Annotated in this window: 25 protein-coding genes; 13 read left to right on the forward strand and 12 right to left on the reverse strand. The window is 40.1% G+C overall.

The features are described 5' to 3' along the window. The first annotated feature begins 54 nt into the window (after positions 1 to 54). From UYI_RS0120725 to UYI_RS0120740, 4 genes are all read left to right on the forward strand, one after another. Positions 55 to 1,026 (forward strand): glutathione S-transferase family protein, encoded by a 972-nt coding sequence (locus UYI_RS0120725; RefSeq protein ID WP_016868585.1) that lies wholly within the window; start codon positions 55 to 57, stop codon positions 1,024 to 1,026. A 42-nt stretch (positions 1,027 to 1,068) separates the two neighbouring features. Further along, positions 1,069 to 1,266 (forward strand): hypothetical protein, encoded by a 198-nt coding sequence (locus tag UYI_RS37725; protein ID WP_162140411.1) that lies wholly within the window; start codon positions 1,069 to 1,071, stop codon positions 1,264 to 1,266. Between the two features lie 97 nt (positions 1,267 to 1,363). After that, positions 1,364 to 2,287: a M23 family metallopeptidase gene (locus UYI_RS0120735; RefSeq protein ID WP_016868587.1), complete on the forward strand. Its 924-nt coding sequence runs from the start codon at positions 1,364 to 1,366 to the stop codon at positions 2,285 to 2,287. Positions 2,288 to 2,379: 92 nt separating this feature from the next. Further along, positions 2,380 to 2,925 (forward strand): late competence development ComFB family protein, encoded by a 546-nt coding sequence (locus UYI_RS0120740; RefSeq protein ID WP_016868588.1) that lies wholly within the window; start codon positions 2,380 to 2,382, stop codon positions 2,923 to 2,925. A gap of 99 nt (positions 2,926 to 3,024) precedes the next feature. On the opposite strand, the gene UYI_RS0120745 is transcribed toward UYI_RS0120740, so the two are convergent. Together UYI_RS0120745 and UYI_RS33035 are read right to left on the reverse strand one after the other, a co-directional pair. Then, positions 3,025 to 3,699 carry a L,D-transpeptidase gene (locus UYI_RS0120745; protein ID WP_026086076.1) on the reverse strand — a complete coding sequence of 225 codons (675 nt, stop codon included), beginning with the start codon at positions 3,697 to 3,699 and terminating at the stop codon, positions 3,025 to 3,027. Between the two features lie 152 nt (positions 3,700 to 3,851). After that, positions 3,852 to 4,796 carry an RNA-guided endonuclease InsQ/TnpB family protein gene (locus tag UYI_RS33035; protein ID WP_162140412.1) on the reverse strand — a complete coding sequence of 315 codons (945 nt, stop codon included), beginning with the start codon at positions 4,794 to 4,796 and terminating at the stop codon, positions 3,852 to 3,854. A 462-nt stretch (positions 4,797 to 5,258) separates the two neighbouring features. Here UYI_RS33035 and UYI_RS38080 point away from each other — a divergent pair, with 462 nt between their 5' ends. Then, complete coding sequence (locus UYI_RS38080) at positions 5,259 to 5,411, forward strand: hypothetical protein (protein WP_167325074.1); 153 nt, start codon at positions 5,259 to 5,261, stop codon at positions 5,409 to 5,411. A 114-nt stretch (positions 5,412 to 5,525) separates the two neighbouring features. Here the strand turns inward: UYI_RS38080 and UYI_RS37015 are convergent, their stop codons facing one another. After that, positions 5,526 to 5,666, reverse strand: coding sequence for a hypothetical protein (locus UYI_RS37015; RefSeq protein WP_157226372.1), 141 nt, complete (start codon positions 5,664 to 5,666; stop codon positions 5,526 to 5,528). A gap of 64 nt (positions 5,667 to 5,730) precedes the next feature. Between UYI_RS37015 and UYI_RS0120760 the strand changes: the two genes are divergently transcribed. Next, complete coding sequence (locus UYI_RS0120760) at positions 5,731 to 6,387, forward strand: sigma-70 family RNA polymerase sigma factor (protein WP_016868592.1); 657 nt, start codon at positions 5,731 to 5,733, stop codon at positions 6,385 to 6,387. A 162-nt stretch (positions 6,388 to 6,549) separates the two neighbouring features. Further along, a complete protein-coding gene (locus tag UYI_RS0120765; protein WP_016868593.1) occupies positions 6,550 to 7,167 on the forward strand; it encodes an anti-sigma factor family protein in 618 nt (205 codons plus the stop codon). 44 nt (positions 7,168 to 7,211) lie between these two features. Here UYI_RS0120765 and UYI_RS0120770 read toward each other — a convergent pair whose 3' ends face one another. Further along, a complete protein-coding gene (locus UYI_RS0120770) occupies positions 7,212 to 7,652 on the reverse strand; it encodes a gamma-glutamylcyclotransferase family protein (RefSeq protein WP_016868594.1) in 441 nt (146 codons plus the stop codon). A gap of 90 nt (positions 7,653 to 7,742) precedes the next feature. Between UYI_RS0120770 and leuS the strand changes: the two genes are divergently transcribed. The 5 genes from leuS (at position 7,743) to UYI_RS0120795 (ending at position 15,213) form a co-directional block, all read left to right on the forward strand. After that, positions 7,743 to 10,322, forward strand: a complete 2,580-nt coding sequence (leuS, locus tag UYI_RS0120775) for a leucine--tRNA ligase (RefSeq protein WP_016868595.1) — start codon at positions 7,743 to 7,745, stop codon at positions 10,320 to 10,322. A 994-nt stretch (positions 10,323 to 11,316) separates the two neighbouring features. Then, positions 11,317 to 12,378 (forward strand): mevalonate kinase family protein, encoded by a 1,062-nt coding sequence (locus UYI_RS0120780; RefSeq protein WP_016868596.1) that lies wholly within the window; start codon positions 11,317 to 11,319, stop codon positions 12,376 to 12,378. Beyond that, positions 12,359 to 13,246: a UTP--glucose-1-phosphate uridylyltransferase gene (locus tag UYI_RS0120785; RefSeq protein WP_016868597.1), complete on the forward strand. Its 888-nt coding sequence runs from the start codon at positions 12,359 to 12,361 to the stop codon at positions 13,244 to 13,246. The genes UYI_RS0120780 and UYI_RS0120785 overlap by 20 nt, the downstream gene beginning before the upstream one ends. 21 nt (positions 13,247 to 13,267) lie before the next feature. Next, positions 13,268 to 13,945 carry a hypothetical protein gene (locus UYI_RS0120790; protein WP_016868598.1) on the forward strand — a complete coding sequence of 226 codons (678 nt, stop codon included), beginning with the start codon at positions 13,268 to 13,270 and terminating at the stop codon, positions 13,943 to 13,945. A gap of 116 nt (positions 13,946 to 14,061) precedes the next feature. Next, complete coding sequence (locus UYI_RS0120795; protein WP_016868599.1) at positions 14,062 to 15,213, forward strand: Gfo/Idh/MocA family protein; 1,152 nt, start codon at positions 14,062 to 14,064, stop codon at positions 15,211 to 15,213. Between the two features lie 202 nt (positions 15,214 to 15,415). Here the strand turns inward: UYI_RS0120795 and UYI_RS0120800 are convergent, their stop codons facing one another. From UYI_RS0120800 to UYI_RS0120835, 8 genes are all read right to left on the reverse strand, one after another. Continuing rightward, on the reverse strand, positions 15,416 to 16,348 hold the full coding sequence (locus UYI_RS0120800) for an Npun_R2821/Npun_R2822 family protein (RefSeq protein ID WP_016868600.1): 933 nt from the start codon (positions 16,346 to 16,348) through the stop codon (positions 15,416 to 15,418). Positions 16,349 to 16,352: 4 nt separating this feature from the next. Further along, positions 16,353 to 17,363, reverse strand: coding sequence for an Npun_R2821/Npun_R2822 family protein (locus UYI_RS0120805; RefSeq protein ID WP_016868601.1), 1,011 nt, complete (start codon positions 17,361 to 17,363; stop codon positions 16,353 to 16,355). A gap of 4 nt (positions 17,364 to 17,367) precedes the next feature. Then, positions 17,368 to 18,318 (reverse strand): glycosyltransferase family 10 domain-containing protein, encoded by a 951-nt coding sequence (locus tag UYI_RS0120810; protein ID WP_016868602.1) that lies wholly within the window; start codon positions 18,316 to 18,318, stop codon positions 17,368 to 17,370. A gap of 108 nt (positions 18,319 to 18,426) precedes the next feature. Next, a complete protein-coding gene (locus UYI_RS0120815; protein WP_016868603.1) occupies positions 18,427 to 19,635 on the reverse strand; it encodes a glycosyltransferase in 1,209 nt (402 codons plus the stop codon). A 2-nt stretch (positions 19,636 to 19,637) separates the two neighbouring features. Then, positions 19,638 to 21,854 carry an ATP-binding cassette domain-containing protein gene (locus tag UYI_RS0120820; protein WP_016868604.1) on the reverse strand — a complete coding sequence of 739 codons (2,217 nt, stop codon included), beginning with the start codon at positions 21,852 to 21,854 and terminating at the stop codon, positions 19,638 to 19,640. 199 nt (positions 21,855 to 22,053) lie between these two features. Beyond that, complete coding sequence (locus UYI_RS0120825; RefSeq protein ID WP_016868605.1) at positions 22,054 to 23,226, reverse strand: glycosyltransferase family 4 protein; 1,173 nt, start codon at positions 23,224 to 23,226, stop codon at positions 22,054 to 22,056. 191 nt (positions 23,227 to 23,417) lie between these two features. Further along, positions 23,418 to 24,260, reverse strand: coding sequence for a putative nucleotide-diphospho-sugar transferase (locus tag UYI_RS0120830; protein ID WP_016868606.1), 843 nt, complete (start codon positions 24,258 to 24,260; stop codon positions 23,418 to 23,420). A gap of 141 nt (positions 24,261 to 24,401) precedes the next feature. Further along, positions 24,402 to 24,629, reverse strand: a complete 228-nt coding sequence (locus UYI_RS0120835) for a hypothetical protein (RefSeq protein WP_016868607.1) — start codon at positions 24,627 to 24,629, stop codon at positions 24,402 to 24,404. Between the two features lie 403 nt (positions 24,630 to 25,032). Between UYI_RS0120835 and gloB the strand changes: the two genes are divergently transcribed. Beyond that, complete coding sequence (gene gloB / locus UYI_RS0120840; RefSeq protein ID WP_016868608.1) at positions 25,033 to 25,806, forward strand: hydroxyacylglutathione hydrolase; 774 nt, start codon at positions 25,033 to 25,035, stop codon at positions 25,804 to 25,806. Positions 25,807 to 25,949 lie beyond the last annotated feature (143 nt).

The following is a 25,949-nucleotide window of genomic DNA, read 5'->3' on the forward strand; positions in this document are numbered from 1 at the left end:
AAATTAACTAGAGCAGCAAAGGCATAATTACACCATCACGCTTAGGAGACAATTATGGCATCAGGAATGATGGTTGCAGGTAAATGGATAACTCGTGAGAATGAGCAAAATCAAAGCGGTGAGTTCCATGAGATACCAACAACGTTTCGCGATCGCGTGAGTACAGATGGGAGTAGTGGGTTTAAGGCAGAAGTAGGACGCTATCACCTCTACGTTTCCTTGGCGTGTCCCTGGGCGCATCGCACCTTAATTATGCGAGAACTCAAAGGGTTGAATGATGTCATCTCAGTCTCTATCGTCGATCCGATTATGAGCGACAAAGGCTGGATGTTTTCTCAAGCGCCGGGGGCGATTCCAGATTTGGTAAATCACGCACAATATTTACAAGATATCTACCTCAAAGCTAATCCCAACTACACAGGGCGAGTCACTGTTCCGGTTTTGTGGGATAAGCAAACTCAAACTATCGTCAACAACGAATCTCGTGAAATCATGCGAATGTTTGATGTAGAGTTTGCTTGTTTGGCTACGCACAAAATTGACTTATACCCACGCCACCTACAACAGCAGATTGATGAAACGATTGATGCAATTTATCTGCCAATCAATGCTGGTGTATATCGCGCTGGTTTTGCGACAAAGCAAGCAGCCTACGAACAGGCGGTGAGTGAACTGTTCGAGAATTTAGATCGATGGGAAACCATTCTCAGCCAGCAGCACTACTTATGTGGAGAGCAACTCACCGTAGCTGATATTTGTATGTTTGTAACGCTGTATCGCTTCGACTGCGTATATTACGGTCATTTTAAGTGCAATTTGCGGCGAATTCTCGACTATCCAAACCTGTGGAATTATCTCAAGGATCTATATCAGATTCCTGAGTTCAAAGCAACCTGCAATCTCGACCATATCAAGCGCGGCTATTACATGAGTATGACCGATATTAATCCCAATCGAATTGTGCCAAAGGGCCCAATCATCGATTTTGACGAACGAAGTGATCGCCATCGCTTTGGTAAGCCTTAGTTGCGATCACTCCCTATTTCCGTGATCGAACATGCTAGGCCTGTGCTTGAAGCACAAGAAGTTATTAATTTTGCATTTTTGACTGATCTGTTTGAATTAAAAAGAATTAATCAAAATTTACGTAGAGTTTGTCAAACCGATTCCCCATATACAAAGCACTTTTGGCTTAATTTAAAACCACCAAGCAAAATTAATATTAGTGTAGGGCTAGCACTTGACAAGTCACAAATATTACACTAAAAAGTGTTGTTTCATAAAATTAGCTTAGGGAGGTAGAAACACTACAGCCCGTAAGATAGTCTGTTGTTCATCAGCAGATAGGTTTTTTTGTATCTCTATGACTACCGTAGATCGCACTCAAAAGTTGGTTCCAGCAGCTGTATCTAATTTGCAAGTTAACCGTCTGGCCACCAGAATGGTAGCCGGAATCTTAGCCGCTTTACCTGTAGCCTTAGCACTACCGGCAGAAGCTTTACAGGTAAGGATGACTCCAGCTAATCCAAAATTAGGGGATACATTATCGGTTTTCATTAGTGTAGATAATCCTGGGGCTGGTGCGAGTCCAACAGTCACTTCTTCTGATCAAACTTACCCAGCGTTTGAAGTTGCTCCTAATCAGTATCGGGCTTTTATTCCCACTACACCATTGCAAAAGGCTGGAAAAAGAACAATTCGAGTCAGCGGAAATGGTCAGGTAAGGAACTTGTTGGTGCAGGTGAACTCACGCAAGTTCCCTGTACAGCGAATCAATTTACCCCCAGGTAAAGCAGGAGTAAAAGCCACAGCATACGAACTCAAGCGTGTATCAGAATTTAAAGCTCTACAAACACCGCAAAAATACTGGAATGGTATTTTTATCAAACCAAATACGGGGCGAATCTCTACTATCTATGGTGTACGTCGTTACTATAATGGTAAATTTGCTAAGGATTACTACCATCGCGGTGTTGACTACGCTGGTCCTACGGGTTCACCTGTAGTGGCTCCAGCGGCAGGAAAAGTTGCTTTAGTAGGAAGGGTATCCGAAGGATTTCGGGTTCATGGTAACGTTGTTGGCATTGACCACGGTCAAGGAGTAACCAGTATTTTTATGCATCTGAGTCGCATTAATGTCAAAGAAGGCGATATGGTCAAACCCGGTCAACTGATTGGCGCAGTGGGTTCTACAGGTGCTTCTACAGGGCCTCACTTGCACTGGGGATTATATGTCAACGGTCAATCTGTTGACCCAACACCTTGGCGATATCAAGAATTTAAATAGTAAATTCTTGTGTATTTTTGCCCAAATTGGGCAAAATAAACTGGATTGGTACCGTCCCTCCTTGCTTGGATGGCTTATAAAATATGAGCATTATGAGTATCGAAAAAATTGTGCAACAGTCTCTCCAGGATGGTTATTTAACACCAGCAATGGAAGCAGAAGTCGGGCGAATCTGTGACAATGCCAACGAACTCTCGATCGAAGAGTACATGGCACTCGATCGACTGATGGGGGCGCTGTTGACTGGTGAGGTGATCGCGGTACCACGCAAACAGTTTATTAATGTTATGGAAGAGTTGGTACTGACAGAAGCGATCGCCCGCGTAGCGGAAATTGAAGCTACTAGCGAAACTTCCTTGGATGTTGGAGATATTGCCGCTTACGCCCTCAATCGGCTACCCCCTCTATACGCAACTACCGAAGAAGGTGCTAGCTATCAGCGCCAACACGCCAAGGCAGAACTACAAGAATTAATTGCCCAACAAGTCAGTGAAGCAATCAGCCGTTACCTGGATAGACCGAATTTCTTTCCAGAACGGCAAGTATTGGGTAAAAATACTGGTAATGAAGTTTTGCGCCAAGTCAGTACTTTGCTGCAAGCCTACGCGCCCAATTTTGAGCAGAAATCACAATCTTAAAATAGTTGGTAGTTATTAGTTCGTGGTTGTTTGGAAAAATCAACAACCAACAACTAACAACCAACAACCAACAACCAACAACAAACAACCAACACATAACTATTGACGAACTTCCACTTTTGTGCCTACGCGCACCTGTTGGTACAACATACGCACATCGGGAGTACGCATACGTAAGCAACCGTGGGAAACAGCACTACCGACTAAGCTGTCATCTGGTGTACCGTGAAAACCTATTTTGTTGTGGCCATCTGACCAAAAACCTATCCATCTATCTCCTAGAGGACTATCTATACCTGCTGGGAATACTTTACCTGTGATCGGGTGACGCCAAACAGGGTTGCGTCGCATGTTTTGAATTTCAAAAGTACCTGTGGGTGTTTCCCAGCCTTTTTTACCTATGCCAGTGGGATAACTGGCGATAACTTGATCTTGACGGTGAACATAAACGCGGCGATCGCTTAAATCAACTATTACATGTGTCTGATTGGCTGATGCCAGAACAGTAGAAGGTTTTTGTGGCGTCGAAACCTTAGCCAACAGGGACTGAATCGGGCGAGAGACATTAGCTTTGTGTGTTTCATTGGGTATGAAACTTTTTGGCTTTGTCGATGTATCTGTTGCCGTTGCTACATAAATTCCACTGGTGTCTTGATTTGTGGGAGGTTTCATCAAATCAGAAACATGCCAATGGACAGCGAGAGATAAGAAGCCTGTGCCAAAACAAAGTAACATCGCCATACGCGTTACAGATTCATTTCTTACCGTCGCCATCGTTTATTTTCTCCAAAATTCCCCGTTGACTGAGCCATCAGATCACAACTTTTCTTACCTACTCTAACTTTAATAGAAGCGATTGTGCTGGGTATTTACAGGACTTACTTGACTTCTCCCCTCCTTGAAAGAGAGGGGATTCTGAGAGGATGTTACGCAACGGCATGAATGCACGTTGCTTCACACTTCTCACGATATGCTTTACTCAGGTCGCTGAATACGTCATATCGTTGCGGCAGAGTCAAAGCTGCCCTACCAACCTCGGCTAGGGAAAACCCTAGCTGTGTTGCTACTTTTGCCATGATGTTAGCTCCGCCATTGGCATCAGCCGATGGCGGAGCCAACATGAATGCACTGCGGTACAAGCCACGCTTTACCCGTTTCCCTGATGCTGCTGCCCACCCTTCGGGTTTCTCACCGAATGCAGGTAGGCTGTCACCATCTAGAAACGATGCAGCAGAGGTATAGGCTTCTTCCGTTTCTACAAATGCGATGCCGTACTGTTGCAGTAAATCAGCCAGTCTGTTTTTCAGCCTTGCCGTAGGGATTTGCACAAACTGCTGGTTGTTCTTGGCACCAATATTGATGCCGTCTTTAATGCCAACATTCCAACCAAATACAACCGTCCCAATTCGATTCTTCAGGCACCAGTTGACCACAAATCTTGCAGCCTTATTGATGGCATCGCGCATCTGTCGGTTTCGCTTCTCACAGATGCCTGCTAACTCATCATCCCAATAGTCTTGGGGCTTGCCTTCTTTCAGCGTTGCAACTCGTTTGTTATAGAACTGATTCAGACTCTTGAGCCTACGCCCATCAATAATGAATGACTTGCCGATATTACTTACACAGGTCAGCCAGTTATTCAAACCTGGGTCAATGCCTAGCACTTTATTGGGCTTAATTTCCGCCTTCTTAGGTTGCAACCGATAGGCGAACTCAGCATAGAAACATCCATTGCGAGGCAAGATTCGTAGTTCCTTGATGCTGTCAAACTTCAGGTTAGACGGCATCGGGATGGTGAAGGAATCAATACCAAACCAGACTTTACAGAGCTTGCCTAACGGAACCCGAATCATGCCATCTTCCAGTCTCAATGCCGGATTCGGGTCTGACTACTGCCAAACCTCCTTTCGTGCGATAGTCAGGCATTTTAGGCTTCCCACGCTATTTTCTATAACAAGAGTGCAACGTTCGTGGCAGGGTGTAAGGGTGTAGGGGTATAGGGATATAAAGGTTATTGACACCTTGCTTGAACTCCTTGCCCATACCATTGATTTTTGGTTTTCATGCGTAAGTCCTGATGTATTTACAGTTAGTTAATTACTGAAAAACTTTTCAGATTCTCTTGTAAATCAATTACCAAAAATTTACAAACATTTAGCAGTTCCATTATGAATTTGTTCATACTCATGGGCAAACTAGGGCTATACAGATATTGCCATTGCCTAATTTTGCAAAAATCCGGGTGAGAATTTCATAGATACTCCCTGGAACCGAATAGGTACAACAGGCAATCATTTTAAGTGGTGTTCATGGTGTGGTTGGGAGTAAATATTATGTTAGAAAAACTATTGTTAGCAATAACGATTACGTTTTCCCTCAATTTATTTCTGCAAGTTCGCCCACCAGAAGAGTCTAATAGTGGCGCTAATTTACAGCAGTTAAAAGAATCAGCACCTGTTATTTTGGTGAGGTTGCCACAAAAGTGATGGGTAATAGGTAATGGGAAATGGGTAATGGGTATGAATCAGTTAACAGTGACCAGTTTTATTTGATAACTGAATTTAGTTGTCTCCCTTGTCCCCGATCCCTGATCCCTGATTTCATATATCATAAAAAAATATTTTTGGCAATAGTAGGTATTCAGTGATGATTGGTGTCACAAAGATACGTAACGTCACTGTGTCTAACAAAGATGTATCTGCAAAGGTATCCTGTGTTCCAGTCATAAATCCGTCACTCATACAAGGAACTTCCGGCAGATAAGTAGGTCTAATAGATAGGGATGATTTACAGCCAGTACGATCTATGAGCGAATCGATTACTGTATCCTGGTCAACTGTTGATGCAAGACTTTCGGAAGCATCAGTGCAAGTTGACAAACTTTCTAACCACGATTTAATTTTACGCTGTCAGACTGGACTGCGCCCAGATCGTGCTGCATTTGCAGAACTACTGCGTCGTTATCAATCCCAAGTCGATAGGGTATTGTATCATTTGGCCCCTGATTGGTCTGACAGAGCGGATCTCGCTCAAGAAGTTTGGATTCGGGTCTATCGCAATATTCACCGATTGCAAGAACCGTCTAAATTTCGGGGTTGGTTAAGCCGCATTGCCACTAACTTGTTCTACGACGAGTTACGCAAACGTAAGCGAGTTGTCAGTCCTGTTTCGCTGGATGCTCCCCGTTCGGTAGACGACGGCGAAATGGATTGGGAAATTGCAGGAGATACTCCTGGACCAGAGGAAGAACTCACAACTAGGGAGTTTTATGAGCAATTGCGAGATGCGATCGCGGATTTGCCTGAGGTATTCCGTACAACTATAGTGCTAAGGGAAATTGAGGGTATGGCATACGAAGAAATTGCCGAAATCACAGGAGTTTCCTTAGGAACAGTCAAATCGAGAATCGCCAGAGCTAGAGCCAGGTTGCAATCGCAGTTACAACCTTATCTTGGTTCCTAGTTTAAAGTTCTACCTTTGATTAATGGCAGATTTTTATATTTCATTAAGGTTTATTAAGATTATGGAAACTGCTTCTGCCATCAAGAAAAACAGGAGAAATAATGATCAACTGGGGCCGAGTACGCTATGTTTACCCGTGCATGAATTGGTAATAATGTTAAGATGACTACTGATTCTCATTTGAACGACCATTCCCACTTGCAATTAAATATCGATTTGCCAGATGGGGAGGCAGAGCATACCAATGAATTAACGGGTGCTATGGATATGGTGAAGCGCGATCGCTTCGAGTTATTGAGTGCTTATCTTGATGGAGAAGTGACAGCTGCCGAACGTAGGCAAGTAGAAGAACTACTGGCAAACGATCAGGCGGTGAAGTGCTTGTATGCACGGCTTTTGAAATTGCGTCAGGGCTTACGAACTATGCCCGTACCGCAGTCACAGCCAGTGGAAGAAACTGTTGAACGAGTTCTATCTCGTTTACGTCGTCGCCGTGCGCGTTTGGGCTTGATCTGGGGAGGTACAGCGATCGCTGCGATGCTGATTGGTGCAGTATCTGGGTTATTACCAGGTGGGAAATTAACCCCACAACTAGCAAAAGCGCCTGCAACAGAACAGGCGCAACTAGCCAAGCCAGAAAATATTGCTGCTGCACCATTAATTGTTTCTATTAACAATCCTATTCTGCCAATTCCAAAAGCAGCAGAAACTGCTCCAGAAGAGCCAGCTAACCTGGATAAGCAGTTACAACCGTTAAGTATAGAAAACGAATATCATTAAGAATTATGAATGATGAATTATGAATGATAAAAAAAATTCATAATTTAGAATTCATAATTTATTTGGTTAGTCCACCAACCATCGGCTTGGTAAATACCTCCCAACTGATCAACCATTTCTGGTGTCATCAAGTAAACCCAAGCCCAACCAAGAAAGCGTCCTTGTAAATCATATATTTGTATTTGTTGGCGATTATATAAATTTTCCGAAACAGGTCTGGTGGGGTGGTAATCTTCCAGTTCATCTAGTTCAACTAGAACATCTGGACAATTAAATTCTAGTAAATACCCGTAGACATAATTATCCCCCGATGTCATGGCTGGGTAGCCTTGGGGTAGAGCAAACAATCTGCCTAGTGCATAAGCTTTAGTCGCATTTACCACTTTGCGATCGCAGTAGATATTATAATTAGCTTCTCCTGGTTTGAGGGTGCCATAAACAAACACCCGTAGCAAATCAGAAGATTTTTCCTCTAATTCAATCATTGCTTATTTCAACCAACCTGTTCGTCTGCTTACCATCATCTAAAATATGTAGGCAGACTATGGTTAAAGTCCAGTAGGAGAGTTTTTGTTGTGGATTCCCGATATAACCCAACCGCGATTGAGGAAAAATGGCAAAAGACATGGAATGAACTTGGCTTAGATAAAACTTCCCCAGACACCAATAAGCCAAAATACTACGCCCTGTCCATGTTCCCCTATCCATCGGGCAGCCTGCATATGGGTCACGTCCGTAATTATACAATTACCGATGTGATTGCCCGCCTCAAGCGAATGCAAGGGTATCGGGTATTGCATCCGATGGGTTGGGATGCCTTTGGTTTGCCCGCAGAAAACGCCGCCATTGATCGGGGTGTTCCCCCCTTGAAGTGGACTTATCAAAATATTGACCAGATGCGGCAGCAATTGCAATGTCTGGGTTTATCAATTGATTGGGATTGTGAAGTTGCCACCTGTTCACCAGACTATTACAAATGGACACAGTGGATTTTCTTACAGTTTTACCAAGCAGGGTTAGCTTACCAAAAAGAAGCAGCCGTGAATTGGGACCCCATCGATCAAACAGTATTGGCAAACGAACAAGTAGACAGCGAAGGACGTTCCTGGCGTAGTGGGGCGAAAGTTGAACGCAAATTGTTGCGGCAGTGGTTTTTCAAAATTACTGACTACGCCGAAGAATTGTTGAATGACTTGGAAAAATTACCAGGTTGGCCGGAACGTGTCAAATTGATGCAAGCCAACTGGATTGGCAAATCTACAGGCGCGTATTTAGAATTTCCCATTGTGGGTAGTTCCGAAAAAATTGGTGTGTATACTACCCGTCCAGATACAGTTTACGGCGTTAGTTACGTAGTATTAGCACCAGAACACCCGTTGACACAATTGGTGACAACAGCTCAACAGCAAGCAGCAGTAGCAGCGTTTGTCAAGGAAGTCAGCAACCAAAGCGAATTGGAACGCACTGCTGAAGATAAGCCCAAGCGGGGTATTCCTACAGGTGGTAAAGCAATTAACCCCTTTACAGGGGAAGAAATTCCCATTTGGATCGCTGATTATGTCCTGTACGAGTACGGTACAGGTGCAGTCATGGGTGTACCAGCGCACGATGCCCGAGATTTTAAATTTGCCAAGGAACAGAATTTACCCATCAAAGTGGTAATTGTTCCAGAAGGAGGCGATGCATCAGCACCATTAGAGGCAGCTTACACCGAACCAGGAATTTTGGTGAATTCTAGTCAATTCAATGGCATGAATTCCACCGATGGCAAAAAAGCAATAGTAGAATATGCCGAAAAACAAGGCTTTGGCAAAGAACGGGTACAGTATCGCTTGCGGGATTGGTTGATTTCCCGACAACGTTACTGGGGCGCGCCCATCCCCATCATCCACTGTCCCAACTGTGGTGCAGTACCTGTTCCCGATCAAGACTTGCCCGTAAAATTACCAGAAGATGTAGAATTTACCGGACGTGGTGGTTCGCCTTTGGCTAAATTGTCAAGCTGGGTGAATGTACCTTGTCCCAACTGCGGTACACCAGCCAAGCGGGAAACCGACACGATGGATACGTTTATTGATTCATCATGGTATTTCTTGCGGTTTACTGATGCTAAGAACGAACAGCAAATTTTCGACTCTGCTAAGGTAAACGACTTAATGCCCGTGGATCAATATGTGGGTGGAATTGAACACGCGATTTTGCATTTGTTGTATTCGCGGTTCTTTACCAAAGTATTACGGGATAGAGGCTTGTTGAACTTTGACGAACCCTTCCAACGCTTGTTAACTCAAGGAATGGTGCAGGGTTTGACTTACTTCAATCCCAATAAATCTGGTAAAGATAAATGGGTTCCCTCCCATCTTGTTGATCCTAACGATCCCCGCGATCCCCAAACCGGTGAACCACTCCAACGCATCTACGCCACTATGTCCAAATCAAAAGGCAATGGTGTAGCGCCGGAAGATGTGATTAATAAATACGGTGTTGATACCGCCCGGATGTTCATCTTGTTCAAAGCACCACCAGAAAAAGACTTGGAGTGGGATGAAGCAGACGTAGAAGGGCAATTCCGTTTTTTGAATCGAGTTTGGCGCTTGGTGACAGAGTTTGCTGGCAATCAGTCATCAGCAAAAATAGATCAATCAAAAATCCAAAATCCAAAATCCAAAATCGAAAAAGACTTGCGACGGGCAATTCACACGGCGATCAAAGAAGTCAGTGAAGACGTAGAGGACGAGTATCAATTCAACACCGCCATTTCAGAATTGATGAAGCTGAGTAATGCCCTCACTGATGCTAATTGTAAAGACTCGCCAGTATACACAGAAGGTATTCAGACTTTAGTTGTCCTGCTGGCACCTTTTGCACCCCACATCGCCGATGAATTATGGCATTTATTGGGTAACACCAACTCAGTTCATACCCAAACCTGGCCTAAGTATGATTCAGCAGCATTGGTTGCCGATGAAATTAACTTAGTGATTCAGATTATGGGTAAAACTCGCGGTGCGATTCCAGTTCCTGCACAAGCAGACAAAGCAGAGTTGGAAAAGTATGCGCTGGAATCCGAAGTTGGCAAGCGCTACCTCGAAGGCAAAGAAATTAAAAAGGTGATTGTAGTACCTGGTAAGTTAATTAATTTTGTTCTTAGTTGATGGTTGGTGGTTGTTTGGAAAAATCAACAATCAACTACTAAGTTTTTCGTTGATGGTTGGTGGTTGTTTGGAAAAATCAACAATCAACTACTAAGTTTTTCGTTGATGGTTGGTGGTTGTTTGGAAAAATCGATATAGCGCTTTCTCGTATTGGTGAAGTACAGCTTAATCGGTGTGTATCTGTGTTCATCTGTGTTCGTTTTTGATCTTGTATTGCATCCAATCCAAAACTGCTATACCTAACAACCAACAACCCTACCCTGACGGGAAGCCACTACCCTGCCTTAAGCCCTCCGGGTACTCTACGAGAAGCCGGGCTTCGCCCGTCTACGGGGGTTCGCAATCGTGACGGAAACCGCCAAGACTGCGACCCCCTCACCGCTTCGCGTCTACGTGTCTACGGGTTCGCCAGTCCCCCTACCCTTACCTTAAGCCCTCCGGGTTCGCAGTGGCTCATGGGGGACTCACCGGCCCCCACGACCGACAGGGAGTGGGGATTGGGGGAGAACCCCCTGCGTAAGAGTCGCTGTCTCACCGCTTCGCGTCTACGTGACGGAGACCGCCTTTTTGGGGGGCTGGTCTCACCAACAACCAACAATTTATGATACGTAAAAGCGCTTGAGTAATTTTGCGAACTCAAGCGCCTTTTATATATTTCTATACCAAATCACTTATTTGATGCAACATTTGATATTCGTAATAACCTTTAATTTAAGGGGTATTACGAAAATGACTTGTGGCAAACATATGGTGAAGTGGTATCACTCCTTGCACAAAATAAGAATATCTTTTCTGGTATAAAACGCGGTCTTGGGTAAGTGACAGTTTCTAAACTGACACTAGTATAACTAAGCAGCAAATGATTGCAAATTAAGCCAAATGTATGGCATTACCCCGCTTGACCCTCAGCACAATATGGTATAAGAACATGCTCGTAACCATTGTCAATTGTTACAAAAAGTGTGAGCCTTCGTGAGTAAGATCAGAAACCCATATGAAAATTTTTGTACCAGGACGCCTGTGTATATTTGGTGAACATAGTGATTGGGCGGGAGGATACCGCCATCTCAACCCTGAATTGGAAATAGGCTACACGTTGCTGGTAGGTACGAATCAGGGGCTGTATGCACAAGTGAAGCCTCATCCCAATCAATTAATTCTTGGTACCTCCCTTGGTGATGGAACTCGTAAATCCCTAACTCTACCAATGGAAGCGCAGGCTTTGCTAGCAGAAGCTAGAAAGGGTGGATTTTTTAGTTATGCTGCTGGTGTTGCTTATCAATTTTTAGTAGGGGCGCATAACTGTACTGGGGGAATAGAAATTGACAATTACCTAACTGATTTACCGATTCAAAAAGGGCTGTCATCGAGTGCAGCTATTTGCGTATTAGTGGCGAGGGCTTTTAATCTGGTATATGACTTAAAGATGTCGATCCAAGAAGAGATGGAGTTTGCCTATCTCGGAGAGATTACCACCCCTTCTTGTTGCGGACGGATGGATCAAGCTTGTGCTTACGGTAATCGTCCCATTGCTATGATCTTTGATGGTACCCGTACAGAGATCATCGAACTTAGTGTTCCCAAGGATTTGTTTTTTGTCATAGTGGATCTTGGTGCTAGCAAAAATACTCAAGTAATTCTTAGCAAACTTAATCAGTGTTATCCTTTCGCCACCAATACAGTGCAAGCGAATGTGCAAAAATATCTGGGTTCTATCAGCTATCAAATTACTCAAGCCGCCATTAACGCCTTACAAACAGGCGATGCAGAACAAATTGGTACTCTAATGAGACAAGCACAGGTAGAATTTGACAAGCATTTGATTCCGGCTTGTCCTGAGGAGTTAACAGCACCAGTCTTACATCAATTGCTGAATTATGCACCGATTCAACCTTATATTTTAGGTGGGAAAGGTGTTGGTTCCCAAGGTGATGGCACAGCACAATTTATTGTCAAAGACAAAGAAAATCAACAAAAAGTAATTGAAATCATTGAAAGATATTTCCCACACATGCAATGTTTACAACTGACTATTTATGCCGAAAAATCAAATTAAAAAAGCTGTAATACCTGCTGCTGGGTTTGGTACTCGCTTATTTCCTGCTACTAAAGTTGTGAAAAAAGAACTTTTCCCTATAGTTGATAAAGATGGTAGGGCCAAACCTGTAATTCAGCTAATAGTTGAAGAAGCAATTAGTGCTGGAATCGAAGAAATTGGCATTGTTGTACAACCGGAAGACAAAAGAGTTTTTATTGATTTATTTAAATATCCACCCAAAGCTGAACTGTTTGAAAAACTATCACCAGAAAATCAAAAACATAGTAAACACATTGTAGATTTAGGTGACAGAATCAAATTTTTGTCACAAAAAGAACAAGCAGGCTATGGACATGCTGTATATTGTGCTAAAGAATGGGTAAATGATCAACCATTTTTACTGATGTTAGGCGACCATATTTACGCATCAGATATCAAGAAATCTTGTGCGCGTCAAGTCTTAGAGGTTTATGCACAGCAAAATCAAAGTGTTGTTGGTTTAACAACAATACCAGCAGAAATTATTCATAAAGCTGGTTGTGTCACAGGAGTTTGGCAAAAACATAATTCTATTCTTTCGTTAACACAAGTTTACGAAAAACCAACTGTTGAATACGCGCGTCAGCATTTGCGTGTGGAAGGAATAGCAGAGAATGAATTTTTATCTATTTTTGGGTTGTATGCACTGACACCAAGGATTTTTGATTTTCTCGAAGATAATATTAATAATAACTTTCGAGAACGTGGCGAATTTCAATTAACAACCTGTCTAGAAAAAGTACGTCAAGTAGAGGGAATGATCGGATATGTTGTGCAAGGAAAAAGTTTTGATATTGGGATGCCTGATGCTTATTTACAGACGCTAATTGATTTTAGAAATAGGTAATAATAAAAGTGGTAATCAACAATGGCAATGAAGTTAGCAAAAGTCGTTCCCTTCGGGCGATCGCTTGATGAATATGTGCAAATGTTCAATCTCACGAAATCAGATTTGCACAAGCGAATTTTGGGTGTCGGCGATGGCCCAGCTAGTTTCAATGCAGAAGCTACAAAAATAGGTGTACACGTCACTTCTATTGACCCAATATATCAATTTAGTAGTGATGAAATACTAAAAAGATTTAATGAAGTTGTTGATAATATCATTGACCAAGTAAAAGCAAGTCCTGATGACTGGATTTGGTCTTATCACAAATCCCCTGAAGATTTACGATGGAATCGAGTACGAGCAATCAATAAATTTATCAGTGATTATGAGCAGGGAAAACAAGAAAAAAGATATCAAGTTGGTGAACTACCAAAACTGAATTTTCAAGAGAAAGAATATGATATAGCTTTATGTTCACATTTTCTCTTTTTGTACTCAGATCATCATGATTACCAATTCCACTTTGATGCCATTAAGGAGATGTTGAGAGTTAGTCAAGAAGTACGGATTTTTCCTCTGCTGACTCTGATGTTGCAACGTTCGCCATATCTCGATCGCATCACCCAAGAATTACAAGAACTAGGATATACAGTTTCAATTGTCAAAGTAGAATACGAACTACAAAAAGGTGGCAATGAAATGTTGTGGATTCGGTAAATACAAGGGCATTACTATTGAACTTCTCCCTGTACGAATATACTAAATAGACCTCAAAGGCTTGTATTGACTTAAGTCCAAGGCAAACTATCAAATGAAGTTATTCAAATAAACGTATGTCATCTACACCCCAAGTTGCACCTTTTAGCCCCAGTCCAGCAAATCAGCAAACCATTGGCATTGCAGTTGTCGGTACAGGGTTCGGTCAAAAAGTTCATATCCCCGGATTCCAAGCACATCCCCGTACCCAAGTGGTTGCTGTTTATCACCGAAATACAGAAAAAGCCCAAGCGATCGCCCAAGCCCAAAATATCCCCTATGCTTGTGATGCGATCGCAGATATTGTTTCTTTAAAGGAAGTCCAAGCAGTCAGCATCGCGACACCACCGTTTCTCCACTACGAAATGGCTAAGGAAGTTTTGCAAGCTGGGAAACATTTATTACTAGAAAAACCTGTAACTTTAAACGTAGACGAAGCTAAAGAACTTTATTTTTTAGCAAAATCAAAAGGCGTGATTGCCACTGTAGATTTTGAATTTCGGTTTGTACCCGGTTGGCAATTATTCTCGGAACTGTTATCACAAGACTATGTTGGCAACAAACGTTTAATTAGAATTGATTGGTTGGGTTCCTCCCGCGCTGATGCTTCTCGTCCTTGGAACTGGTATTCACAAAAAGATAAGGGTGGTGGTGCGTTAGGTTCTTTGGGTTCCCATACTTTTGATTATATTAACTGGTTATTTGGCCCTGTACGCAGATTAAGCGCCCATTTGACTACTGCAATACCCCAACGTCCAGACAGCAATACAGGTGAATTACAGCCAGTAAATAGCGATGACACCTGCATGTTGATGCTGGAATTAGCAGATGGGACACCTTGCCAAATTTCTATCAGTGCGGTTGTACATGCACCCCGTACTCATTGGTTGGAAGTGTATGGCGATCGCGGTACTCTAGTTTTAGGTAGCGAAAATCAAAAAGACTACATTCATGGTTTTCGTGTTTGGGCATCTCAGCCTGGTAAACAATTAACAGAAATCGAAATTCCTAATAGATTAATCTTTCCGAAAAATTATGCCGATGGTCGGATTTCTGCATTCCTGAGAGTTGTAGATCAATGGGTACAAGGAATTGATCAAGGAGAAGAAGTAGTTCCGTCCTTGCGAGAAGGTGTTTATTCTCAATTATTGATGGATTTATCCCATGAATCAAATATGAAATCAAACTGGGTTGATGTGCCTAGTTTGGAAGAGATTTTGGGGATTTGATGGCTTACGAACACAGATTCACACAGATGGGTTATCGGTGTTCATCGGTGTTTATCTGTGTTCGAGTTTTTTCAGATTGTGGGGAAGTTGGAGGAATAAGAATTATCGAACACCGTGCAAGGCGATAAACACAGATGGGTTATCGGTGTTTGATTTCAACAAAAATCAAATTTTCTTGCCACCCTATAATGCCTATTTTTAGTTACAAACTAGCCTTGAGTTGGCGCAATTGACTCTTCAAATGATCCAATCTACTTTGCCATTGATTTTTCCTAACAGGTGCGGGGATATCTGCTAGGGGTAAAGCTGGATTTAAGTTGCGGTAATATTGCCAAATTTCCCAATAAGGACAACCAGGTTGGATGCGAATACCTGCCCAATGTAGATATTGTAGTGGTTGATTTAATGTCGGATCAAATAGTACGTGTTCCTTAATTTGAAAATTGGGAGTTCCTGCCCAATTTCCTGGTGCTTTGCCCTCACGGCGGACGATGTTAAAACGGCGAGGAATTCGCTTGAGGAGCATGTAGTTAATGATTGGTTGATCAGAAGTTTTTTGAGAGAAATCAAAGTATTCTGGATGAACTGCACATTCAACGAAAGTTTCATATAAATCCTGTTTGGAAATGAAATTTTTTTTAGCGCCCCAGAAACCACCATTAAAAATGTCTTTTAGTTCATTTTCAGTAAATACTTTTTCTTCTATTACTTTGGAAGTAAAGACATTCTGAATACCGCCCAAGTGTTGATAATCACAACAAATAAAATCTACATGATTTAAATATTTGAGATTATCAATAATTTTTTCAAAGACGACAATATCTGTATCAATGTACAAAAATTCATCAAAGGGACCAAACCAACAAGCCTGCTTCCGGAATTGATTAGGACGAGCAAAAAATTTATCTCCAAAGGTTTCATGTAATTTATTAGAAAGTCGGTCGATAAACTCTAAATCTTCGTAGATTCCAACTTGATAATGTTTGCTGAGAGTGTTAGCGATATTGTGATAATTTTCATCATAAGGAATCATGATAATTGGTGTTTCTTGGTCATATAATCTAATACTATTGAGGAGTGCGATCGCATAATCAATGACCTTATCATTGGCAATAATATAAATTCCCCGAGTCATGAAATTACACCTCAACTTTTATACCTAACTTTCTTAAAAATCGTGTTGTTAAACTTGGTGGTGCATTGTAAGCTCTGGCTTTAGTAGTAAACTTGGGTTGTTGTTCTGGCTCATGCAAATAGCGATAGTGTAAGAAAATATCCCGATAGGGAAAATCAATATTTTCACCATCACAAACTCTATTAAAAAGTTTGGAAGATAAACCAATATAATGCAGATAAGTTAATCTATTGCCCTGATCATAGAGAACATTATTGCGATTCTCAAATTGTGGAGAAGTTACGCAACAGCCAGTAGCTTGAGTTGCAGGTAAATTGAGCGAAAAGTTATAAAATGAGACATTTGCTCTCATTCTCATATAGTTGAGAACAGATTGATTGGGAGCAGCCATATATAAAACATCTGATTCCCCTTCATTTAATTTAGTCAGCAACCAATCTCTTTGTTCTGGGGGAAATATCCCTCGCTTAGAAGCGTAAAAACCAGAACAGAAAATTTCTGAGTCAATCTGCTGTTGACTAAATATCTCTAAAAGTTTGGGAGATTTTAAGTTGTAGATATGAGCAGGGTCTTTATACTGAAAGTCATAAACAACAAAATCATGATGATCCAACTGCTCAAAAATAAAATCTAGAGGCTGCATGACCAACGTATCAGCATCTAAATAGATAAACTTTTCAAATATGCTCTCTGGATCAAAAGCACAGTAACGGCGATTTTCTCCCACTCTGTAAAACTTTTTAATCCCTCGTTCTTGCCAAGTTTGGATAGCAGTTGGATGAGATTGCCATACTTGCAAAGAAAATTCTTCCCAACAAGCAAAAATATCAGGATCTTCTAGCAGAGTAACATTCTTTCGCGATGCAACTTCGCTCCGGACTTTATCTACTTGATCATTATAAGCAATCACACATACAGGCACATCTGCACCAGCGTTAACTTCTATGCTGTTAAGTAATGCCACCAATTGGTTATAAACTACATCATTAGCTAAAGTATAAATTCCATTTTTCATTTTTTTAGCCTTGTTGTTTCACAAAATTCGATATCCAATTGAGCAAATTTAATTCGTGTAAAATAATTTGACGAGCCTCAGCGATAGCCTCTTTTGCTTCATACCAAGCATCAGGAGTTGCGGTGATTTCTTGAATATAGGCAATACCTTTTTCATCTAAGCTAGGTAAGCGTAAAAAACTACCGGGTGGTAATAACTTATCGGCAGCTGAACCACCGTAATAAATTGGTAAACACCACGCTAAAAGTGCGTCCCATAATTTTTCACTTACATACCAATTATTGCCACTATAATTTTCAATCGCCAGATTGTAATAGTACGGAGCCATACCATACCATTTGTTACCTAACTCGCCTGATGATTTTGTCCAGTTAGGTAAATCTCGTCCGTAGAAATCTACTTTAATTCCACTTGATTGTAAAGACTTTAAAAATTCTAAGCGCTGGCGATGGTTAGCAGTACGGCTAATTCCAGAAGTAATCCAACTGCAACTAGATATTTTTTCTGGTGGTGGCATTTCATGCAAATCTCGAAAAGAATTGGCATGATACCAAATAGCATGCATATAATCAGGAGTTGGAGCAAAATCATCAGGCCCTGATACGTAACCACAATACTTTTGCGCTTCTTGGTAAGCTAATTTGTGTTTTTCTACAACTTCATCTAAAGGTGGTTCACGTAGTAAATAAATGATTCGCTCTTTGGGAACTCCACGCAGAAAAGTTTCGATTTTGACTTCTGATTTTTGTGGTTTACGAAATCTATCTAACCAAGATTTTTTTGGGGGAGTTTTGGGAAAATTAAACTGATACATTAATAAAAAATCTGGTTGGGTTGCCAGTGCTTGCATTTGTATATTTCCCCAAACACCAAATGGATGGGGTGTTTGTTGCCATAGCCAATCGCCTTGTTTTTCTAGTGCGCGATAGCTGCTAATCATGCCAATTGTTTTCATAGTAGTTAGTAGATTAGTAAATATTTTCTCTCTGTGTCCTCTGTTTCTCTGCGGTTTAAAATTTATTTATTGAACCACATGAGGCAAGAGAGAACGCAGAGGTAAGAGTTAGTGAGTAACTAATTCAGGGTGTAGAGATTCGTCAACGTAACTCAGGATTTTGGCAGCACGATTTTCCCAGGAAAATTGTTTAACAAACTCGATAATTTCTGGGTATCCTTTTTCTTTGCGAGGATATGTTTCTAGTACCTGCTTTAATGCTGCGGCAAATTTACTTGGATTATCTGGTTCACACCAAGCAGCGATCGCGTTAGTATTTTTAAACTCCATTAATGAAGGAATTTCTGTTGCCACAATCGGATTGCCAGAGGCTAAATAATCAAATAACTTCATTGGAGATGTAAAAGTTGCAGCAGGCCCAGAACAGTGGGGATGAGCTAAAACATCAGCTGCTTGCAGTAAGGATGCTAAATCTTTGTGCAGAATATAACCTAAAAAGCTAATGTTATCTACCTGTTTTTGTTGCGCTAATTGCTGATAGTAAGCAACTTCTTTTTCATCGCCTCCGGCACAGACAAATTCAATATTAGTTAATTCTTTAGCAACATCAATTAAAATATCAATGCCTTTAAATTGTCTTAATGCTCCCGAATAAACTACTAGTTGTTTTCGCCCATTTTTGAGTAGTTTTTGTCGCCAGAGAGCAGCTTTTTCTGGTTGCCTTTCCATAAAAAAGCGGTTATAGCCATTATGTAATTTAATTACTTTTTCTGGCGGCATTCCTTTGACAATCATGTCGTCGCGGATGGTATCGGCTACTGTGATGGCTAATTGAAATAACGGATGACTCACGATTTCTGGTTCAAATTTTTTATCCTCATGATGATGGTGTTCGTAAATAACTGGGATGCCATGTTTGATGGCAGCTTTGATAAAATTCCAGTTCCAAGCATGAACAAGTTTAGTTTGGGAAAGAATATGAAATGGAAAATAGTATTTGGTGGCGATGGTATTAGAATTAGTTAATTTTCCTTTGATATGATCTACAGGCCAAGGCATTGGCAAAGGTGCTATTTTTAGCCTTTCTTGTAGGTTGTAGTATTTAATCAGTTTTGCTGATGCTTTTCTGGGTCGGAAAGGACGAATTAAATTTAAAGGATTGAGTGCAGATAATCCTTTAGAGGGATAAGCTAAAACAGTTGCATAACCCAAATTAGCTGCTCCATTAGCTGCGTTGGTAGATTGAACTAAACTCGCTCCTGGTTTGGGAATTTCATCTACTAAAAAAAAGACGTAATATTTTTGAGTATTTTCCATAATTATTTAACTTTAATTGTATTTTCAAAATTTTCTAAATTATTCAGAAAATGTATGGCAGATTGCAGCGCTTTTTCAATAAATTCATTTTCTCTATGAGAATTATTGTCTAGTAAACGCAAATAATTAACTATTTGATCGCTATCTGTATGAAACTCTTTGGCAATATGAACTATGTTGGGATATTGGGTATTTGCATCTTGGGTTTGCCATTTTGTTTCTAGGCTAACCATATCGTCAATCACATCAATAATATTGAGAATTTTCAAAGCAGATTTATAAGCATCTGCAATTAATTCCTGTCTTTCTTGGGGGTTGTCTGCTAAGTTGTCAACCAATAACAGCAGAAACCCAATCATTGAATTGAGACGTGTGCGAATTTCGTGGGAGATGCGAATTAAACCTTCTTGGTGTTTGCTGGTAGATTCTTGTTGTTCACCAAACTGCATTGAGTATAGGCGGGAGTAATGACCATTTTTTTGTAAAAGTTCTTCATGAGTTCCCACCTCTACTACTCGTCCTTGATCTAAGACGGCGATTTGATCAGCTTTTTGCACGGTAGACAAGCGGTGTGCAATTACCAAGGTGGTACGATCGCGACTTAAATCATCTATCGCTTCCTGTACTAAACGTTCAGAAACTGTATCTAAGGCGCTGGTAGCTTCATCTAAAATGAGTATTTCGGGATTTTGTAATAAGGCCCTGGCGATCGCCAGACGCTGTTTTTGTCCTCCTGATAACATCACACCGCGATCACCAATCAATGTATCAAATCCTTGAGGTAATTTACTAATAAATTCGTAAGCATTAGCCTGCTTAGTGGCAGTAACAATTTCATCATCGGTGGCATCAGTACGTCCGTAAGCAATGTTGTTTCGCACCGAATCATTAAACAAAAACGTGTCTTGACTAACAATTCCCATCCCTTTGCGTAGAGATGTAATTTCAAATTCCCGTATATCAATGTCATCAATGGTTATAGAACCGGAAATCGGATCATAAAATCTCGGTAAAAGGTCTGCTACAGTTGATTTTCCTGCTCCAGAACTACCTACTAAAGCTAAAGTTGTGCCACGCGGTAGATATAAATCTACGTCCTTGAGTACCATTTTTTCATGACCAGGGTAGGCAAAAGAAATATGGTTAAAACTAATACCTTTATTTAAATTTTTATAAGTAATACTACCATTTTTCATTAAAGGCTTATCATCCCGACGGAGAAAATCGGCAGTTACTTCAACGCTGCTGGTTGCATTAGCAAAACTATTGCGGAGAGTATTTAACTGAGAAATGAGTGGTAATAATCGCAGTAAGATTAATAAATAAGTGAGTAAAACAGTTGAGAGTGAAGCAATTTTTTCTTGAAAAAATGTGCGACTTAAAATCACTATTAACAAGAGAGCAACAACTCCCATCACCTCACTAATCGGTGCGATCGCCTCGGAATTCATTTGAGAGCGAAAGTCAGCTTTTTCACGTTCCCGAATAAATTCTTTAATGCGTTGATATTCTCTTTTTTCATTACCTGTTGCTTTAACTAATCTAATACCACTGAGAATTTCTAGAATCGCAATTGAATACGCTTTTGACATTTCACTCAGTAGTTTACCAAAAGTTCGAGAACGAGCAATTACATACTGATTAATCAACGTCACAAAAGACAACAAAATCGTAGCAGCAATAGTTAATTGCCAAGAAATCGAGATTAGTAAAGCGACAAAAACTAAAATAGTAATTCCTAGAATCACTAACTTAACTGTATTGCTAATCGTAGTAGCAGCGCGACCAATTTCTCCACCAAGTCGATTAATTAAATCACCAACTTTCATCTTGGCGTAATAATCTATGTCTATTTCTAGTAATAGCTGTACACCTGCTTCTCGCATGTCAGAAGTCAAGCGACGTGATAAATAGCTAGATGTCAAGGAACTAGCGTAACTAGCTAAATTTTTTAAAAAAATTATTAGTATAATTACCCCAGCCATTAGCCACAAGCGATTATTTTCTGACATGTTATCAAACGGAGAAGTAATCGCTTTGAGAATGGGAGGAGCGCTGCTAAAGTCTACTTCTTGTCCCACAATTTTTAAAATTACAGGCACAATTAAAGCTGTACCTACCCCGTTAAACAAAGCTCCAGAAAATCCTAATATTATTGTTAGGAAAATCAGACCTGGATAGGGTTTAGCAAATCTGAGTAGTAGTTTACGAGTAGACATTGGGGACTTAAATTAAAATATACTCATTCTTAACATGATTTCTGATTGAATTTTTGAAACAGCTAAAAAGTGAAAATAATCAAAAAAATAATTATGATGTTGCTGTTCCGTATTTATACGGTTGCACCCTAATCAATTTTAGATTTTGGATTGAATAATTCCAAACCTCATCAAATTTTAAAATGCCTACTATAAATAACTACAACCGAGCAATTACCGATTTTAAGCTAGATGCCATTGCCTCTAAACTATATTTTTCTATACACCTTTGTCTGGCTCTTTTTCCACGTTCATTTGCTGCATCTAAATCTTGAAATATCAATTGAATTTGCTCGGCAATTTCTTCGGGAGAACCAGGCGCAGCTAAATAACCTGTTCCCCCTAAAATATTGGGAATATCTCCTACTTTTGTTGATAATACTGGTTTAGCCATTGCCATTCCATCTGTTATTTTCAGAGGGAATTGAGCGCGAGTTTCTGGAGTATCTCGTTGGGGAACAACCACAATATCAGCAGCAGCTACTACATCTGGCATCACATCTGCGGAAAATTTTGGTAGTTTAATCATCCAACGTCCCCATTGCTGTTGAAGTTGGCGATCGTAATCATCGTAGGGACTACCACCCACAATTACAAGTTTTAAATCAGACTGATTGATTTTTTCTAGTGCCATAAGAATATCTTCTAGACCTTTATAAGGTCTTGGCGCACCAGGAAACATCAAAATTTTATATCCTGATAAACCATAACGATTTCTACTAGCATTACTGTCATATCGGGATGGATCAAATAAAGAGGTATCTTTTCCATTAGGAACAAACGTACCTCCAAATCGTTGCTGCAAAAATTGATTATGTACAGTTACAGCATCAGCCTGATTAATCAAAGCTTCCATCCATTTCAAATACAAAGGATGATAAGGTGATCTTAAAGCACCATTTGATTTCAATAAATCTCTAGCAAACTGTTTGAGCGTAGGACGATATTGCCAACTATCGCCACCGTGCCAACTCATTTCCCAATCATCAATATCTACAATTACAGGTCGTCGAGTATAGAGTTTTTTTAAAAGTGCAACACCATAACTAGCAGGTTGAGGCTTAATTGCGTAAATAATATCTCCATCAATACGTTTTATTAATTCACCAATGGACTTAAAAAACTTTGGATAATTAGCACCCTCTCTAGCCTGTAATTTAGTATTAGGAGGAATAGCTGCATATAATTCCTTTCCAAATAAAAAACCTAAAATTTCTACCTCATATCCTAACTGTATTAATGATTTTTGTAATAATGATGCTCGGATATAACCATCATTAGTTGACAAATTCCAAACTAGTATTGATATTTTTAATTTATCTTTCTGCTTCATAATAAATAGCACATCTTATAGCAACCGATTAATTGTTTTTGAATAAGCATCACATGAATAATCCATCTGCGTCCATCTGTTTACCCTGCGGGAAGCCGCCCTTACGGACGTCTACATCTGTGTCCATCTGTGTTCGATAAAATATACACAATTTTCATCACAGATTAAATCCAGAACCAACGTAAATATATTCATTTTCCCCGCCAAGGATTAGTAACTTGATTAGGCATAAAAACTTGAGCAAACTTATCAAACACCCTTGTGTATAATGACCTAGTAATATTTTTCGCATATTGAGGTCTATAAGCATAAGTACAATGAAGAACCTTAATTTCTTCTTCAATTTCGTAGCAATCTTTCCATTTACTTAAATAGTTATAGGCGGGTGGCAAAACTTTCAAATTGGGACGTACAGTTTCAATCGCAGCTGCAAAAGCTCCTTGATCTCTTAATAACAACTTATCTTGATTACTTTGAATAATTTCAAAATACTTTTGAAATTCATTAAAAAAGCTTTTGATTTTCTCATTTTTACGAAAAGCTATCAAGCCACTATTATATTGAATACTATTTTCTTGTAATGGTAGACCTACTGATTGTAAAATCTGCAAAACTTTTGGTAAATTTTCTTGCTGATTACCTCGCAATAAGTTTGTAGCTTTACTAATAACAGGTTGTACATCTTCTGTTAATAACAAATCAAATTCATTTAAATACTCAAATACATCATTAAGATTAGTAAGTAAGCAAATATCCGAATCCAAAAAAATCGTTCTATCAAATTCTGAGAATGAATATAAAGCAACTTTTGCTAAACGTGATGCTAAAACAGTATTTTCATTAGCAGGTGCTGATTTTAAAATTACATTTTTAAAAGCTGTCAATAAAGGATAAAAAACTTTTGGAACCTGGTCTATCAAAATAATTATTGGTTCTTGATGAAACTTCCTGATAGCAGCCAAAAAATGAATGCAATCTTGAAATGAGTATAGACCTGTTAAAATAGTAATAAATCCTCTTGTTTCTTTCGACATTGTTTTTCCAAAATAGATAATATTTAGTAAGGGCTAAGGATTCGCACATAAGCAATATTTTGGTACAAATCTTGCCCTGCACAGTAGTTAGCTTTTGGCTATTAAGCATTCTATAAAATGCCAAAATAAAATTAGTGCAATTTACCAATTAACTAATTTTAACCGTCCTGTTTGTATATGGTCAAAAATACGATTAATTTGACGACGTCCTCCTTCATTTATTTCACCGTTATTAAGTACGGTAGATGTGAGTAATGCATGGTCTTGACGACTCATTTCTCCTGATGTAATAATTCGATTTACAATTGCCTCTACAGCTAATTCAGATTGATTGCCAAGAGTTTTGTAGATGGGGTTGTATTTAATCATCTTTTTCTCTGGTAGATGCAAATTTTCATGTCAATCTTTGCTCTATCTTCTATTAATTAAAGAGAGCGATTATCAACATAGAAAACTATAGTGCTAAATAAAATAAAGCAAATGTTTTTTTGCTTTATCTAAACCTTTTTGTGTTTTGAATACGCAAAATAACCAAAATAAATCTAACTTTGTATTTGCTTTTCTACCCAGAGAAAAATTACTGATAAATTGATACCTGGTTTCTAGTAAAAAAACTAATTACCGTAAAAGTACGGTTGTCAGCTTTTATTTTTCAAGAAATTTTCAAGCTATAATCAGAAAAATATAAATCTTGTGCTGATCGCCTCAAGCTTTTGCTAGGCATAGAATTGCTAGTGAATATTAACAACGATTTGTGAGGGAGGCACAGTTAATGCAAGTAATCCGTCTAGAGGCACTTTCAGACAATTACATCTTTCTATTACACGATCGCCAACAAAATATCGCTGCCGTTGTCGATCCTGCCGAGGCAAAACCAGTTTTAACAAAACTTTACGAATTACAGGCAGAACTCGTAGCAATTTTTAATACACACCATCATTCTGATCACGTCGGTGGTAACAAAGAATTGATACAAACATTTCCACAAGTGAAAGTATATGGCGGAGCCGAAGACCAGGGTAGAATTCCAGGACAACAGATATTTTTGCAACCAGGCGATCGCGTTCAGTTTGCAGATAGAGTAGGGGAAGTAATCTTTGTACCCGGACATACCCGCGCACATATCGCCTACTACTTTCCTCCTCAGCACCCAGACGATACAGGGGAATTGTTCTGCGGCGATACCCTGTTTGCGGGTGGATGCGGTCGCTTATTTGAAGGTACGCCTACACAGATGGTAGACTCGCTGAGTAAACTACGTTCTCTACCAGATTCTACGCGAGTGTGGTGCGCCCACGAATACACCTTAAAAAATTTACAATTTGCTCTCACCGTAGATCCTGACAACCCCGATCTACAAACTCGTTACGAACAAGTAAAAACCTCTCGCAGCAAAGGACAAGCAACAGTTCCTTCCCTGTTAGGAGTCGAAAAACGCACAAATCCCTTTTTACGTTGGGAACAGCCAGCATTACAATTAGCAGTTAACAGTCACGACTCGATACAAACCTTTGCACGTTTGCGAGGTATGAAAGATAGATTTTAATCAATTGTCATTCTATCTGTATCCATCTGTGTTTATCTGTGTGCATCTGTGTTCGTCATTCTTATTCCTCCGGCTTCCCCGCAATCTGAAAAAAACTCGACCACCGATAAACACCGATTCACACCGATAACCCATCTGTGTTT

The organism is Fischerella muscicola PCC 7414 (assembly GCF_000317205.1).
Lineage (GTDB): Bacteria > Cyanobacteriota > Cyanobacteriia > Cyanobacteriales > Nostocaceae > Fischerella > Fischerella muscicola.

Excerpts from the sequence above, each read along its gene's own strand:
- UYI_RS0120725 (WP_016868585.1), top strand. The coding sequence starts at position 55 with ATGGCATCAGGAATGATGGTTGCAGGTAAATGGATAACTCGTGAGAAT.
- UYI_RS0120735 (WP_016868587.1), top strand. The coding sequence starts at position 1,364 with ATGACTACCGTAGATCGCACTCAAAAGTTGGTTCCAGCAGCTGTATCT.
- UYI_RS0120740 (WP_016868588.1), top strand. The coding sequence starts at position 2,380 with ATGAGTATCGAAAAAATTGTGCAACAGTCTCTCCAGGATGGTTATTTA.
- UYI_RS0120745 (WP_026086076.1), bottom strand. The coding sequence starts at position 3,699 with ATGGCGACGGTAAGAAATGAATCTGTAACGCGTATGGCGATGTTACTT.
- UYI_RS38080 (WP_167325074.1), top strand. The coding sequence starts at position 5,259 with ATGTTAGAAAAACTATTGTTAGCAATAACGATTACGTTTTCCCTCAAT.
- UYI_RS37015 (WP_157226372.1), bottom strand. The coding sequence starts at position 5,666 with ATGAGTGACGGATTTATGACTGGAACACAGGATACCTTTGCAGATACA.
- UYI_RS0120760 (WP_016868592.1), top strand. The coding sequence starts at position 5,731 with ATGAGCGAATCGATTACTGTATCCTGGTCAACTGTTGATGCAAGACTT.
- UYI_RS0120765 (WP_016868593.1), top strand. The coding sequence starts at position 6,550 with ATGACTACTGATTCTCATTTGAACGACCATTCCCACTTGCAATTAAAT.
- UYI_RS0120770 (WP_016868594.1), bottom strand. The coding sequence starts at position 7,652 with ATGATTGAATTAGAGGAAAAATCTTCTGATTTGCTACGGGTGTTTGTT.
- UYI_RS0120780 (WP_016868596.1), top strand. The coding sequence starts at position 11,317 with ATGAAAATTTTTGTACCAGGACGCCTGTGTATATTTGGTGAACATAGT.
- UYI_RS0120785 (WP_016868597.1), top strand. The coding sequence starts at position 12,359 with ATGCCGAAAAATCAAATTAAAAAAGCTGTAATACCTGCTGCTGGGTTT.
- UYI_RS0120790 (WP_016868598.1), top strand. The coding sequence starts at position 13,268 with ATGGCAATGAAGTTAGCAAAAGTCGTTCCCTTCGGGCGATCGCTTGAT.
- UYI_RS0120795 (WP_016868599.1), top strand. The coding sequence starts at position 14,062 with ATGTCATCTACACCCCAAGTTGCACCTTTTAGCCCCAGTCCAGCAAAT.
- UYI_RS0120800 (WP_016868600.1), bottom strand. The coding sequence starts at position 16,348 with ATGACTCGGGGAATTTATATTATTGCCAATGATAAGGTCATTGATTAT.
- UYI_RS0120805 (WP_016868601.1), bottom strand. The coding sequence starts at position 17,363 with ATGAAAAATGGAATTTATACTTTAGCTAATGATGTAGTTTATAACCAA.
- UYI_RS0120810 (WP_016868602.1), bottom strand. The coding sequence starts at position 18,318 with ATGAAAACAATTGGCATGATTAGCAGCTATCGCGCACTAGAAAAACAA.
- UYI_RS0120815 (WP_016868603.1), bottom strand. The coding sequence starts at position 19,635 with ATGGAAAATACTCAAAAATATTACGTCTTTTTTTTAGTAGATGAAATT.
- UYI_RS0120820 (WP_016868604.1), bottom strand. The coding sequence starts at position 21,854 with ATGTCTACTCGTAAACTACTACTCAGATTTGCTAAACCCTATCCAGGT.
- UYI_RS0120825 (WP_016868605.1), bottom strand. The coding sequence starts at position 23,226 with ATGAAGCAGAAAGATAAATTAAAAATATCAATACTAGTTTGGAATTTG.
- UYI_RS0120830 (WP_016868606.1), bottom strand. The coding sequence starts at position 24,260 with ATGTCGAAAGAAACAAGAGGATTTATTACTATTTTAACAGGTCTATAC.
- UYI_RS0120835 (WP_016868607.1), bottom strand. The coding sequence starts at position 24,629 with ATGATTAAATACAACCCCATCTACAAAACTCTTGGCAATCAATCTGAA.
- gloB (WP_016868608.1), top strand. The coding sequence starts at position 25,033 with ATGCAAGTAATCCGTCTAGAGGCACTTTCAGACAATTACATCTTTCTA.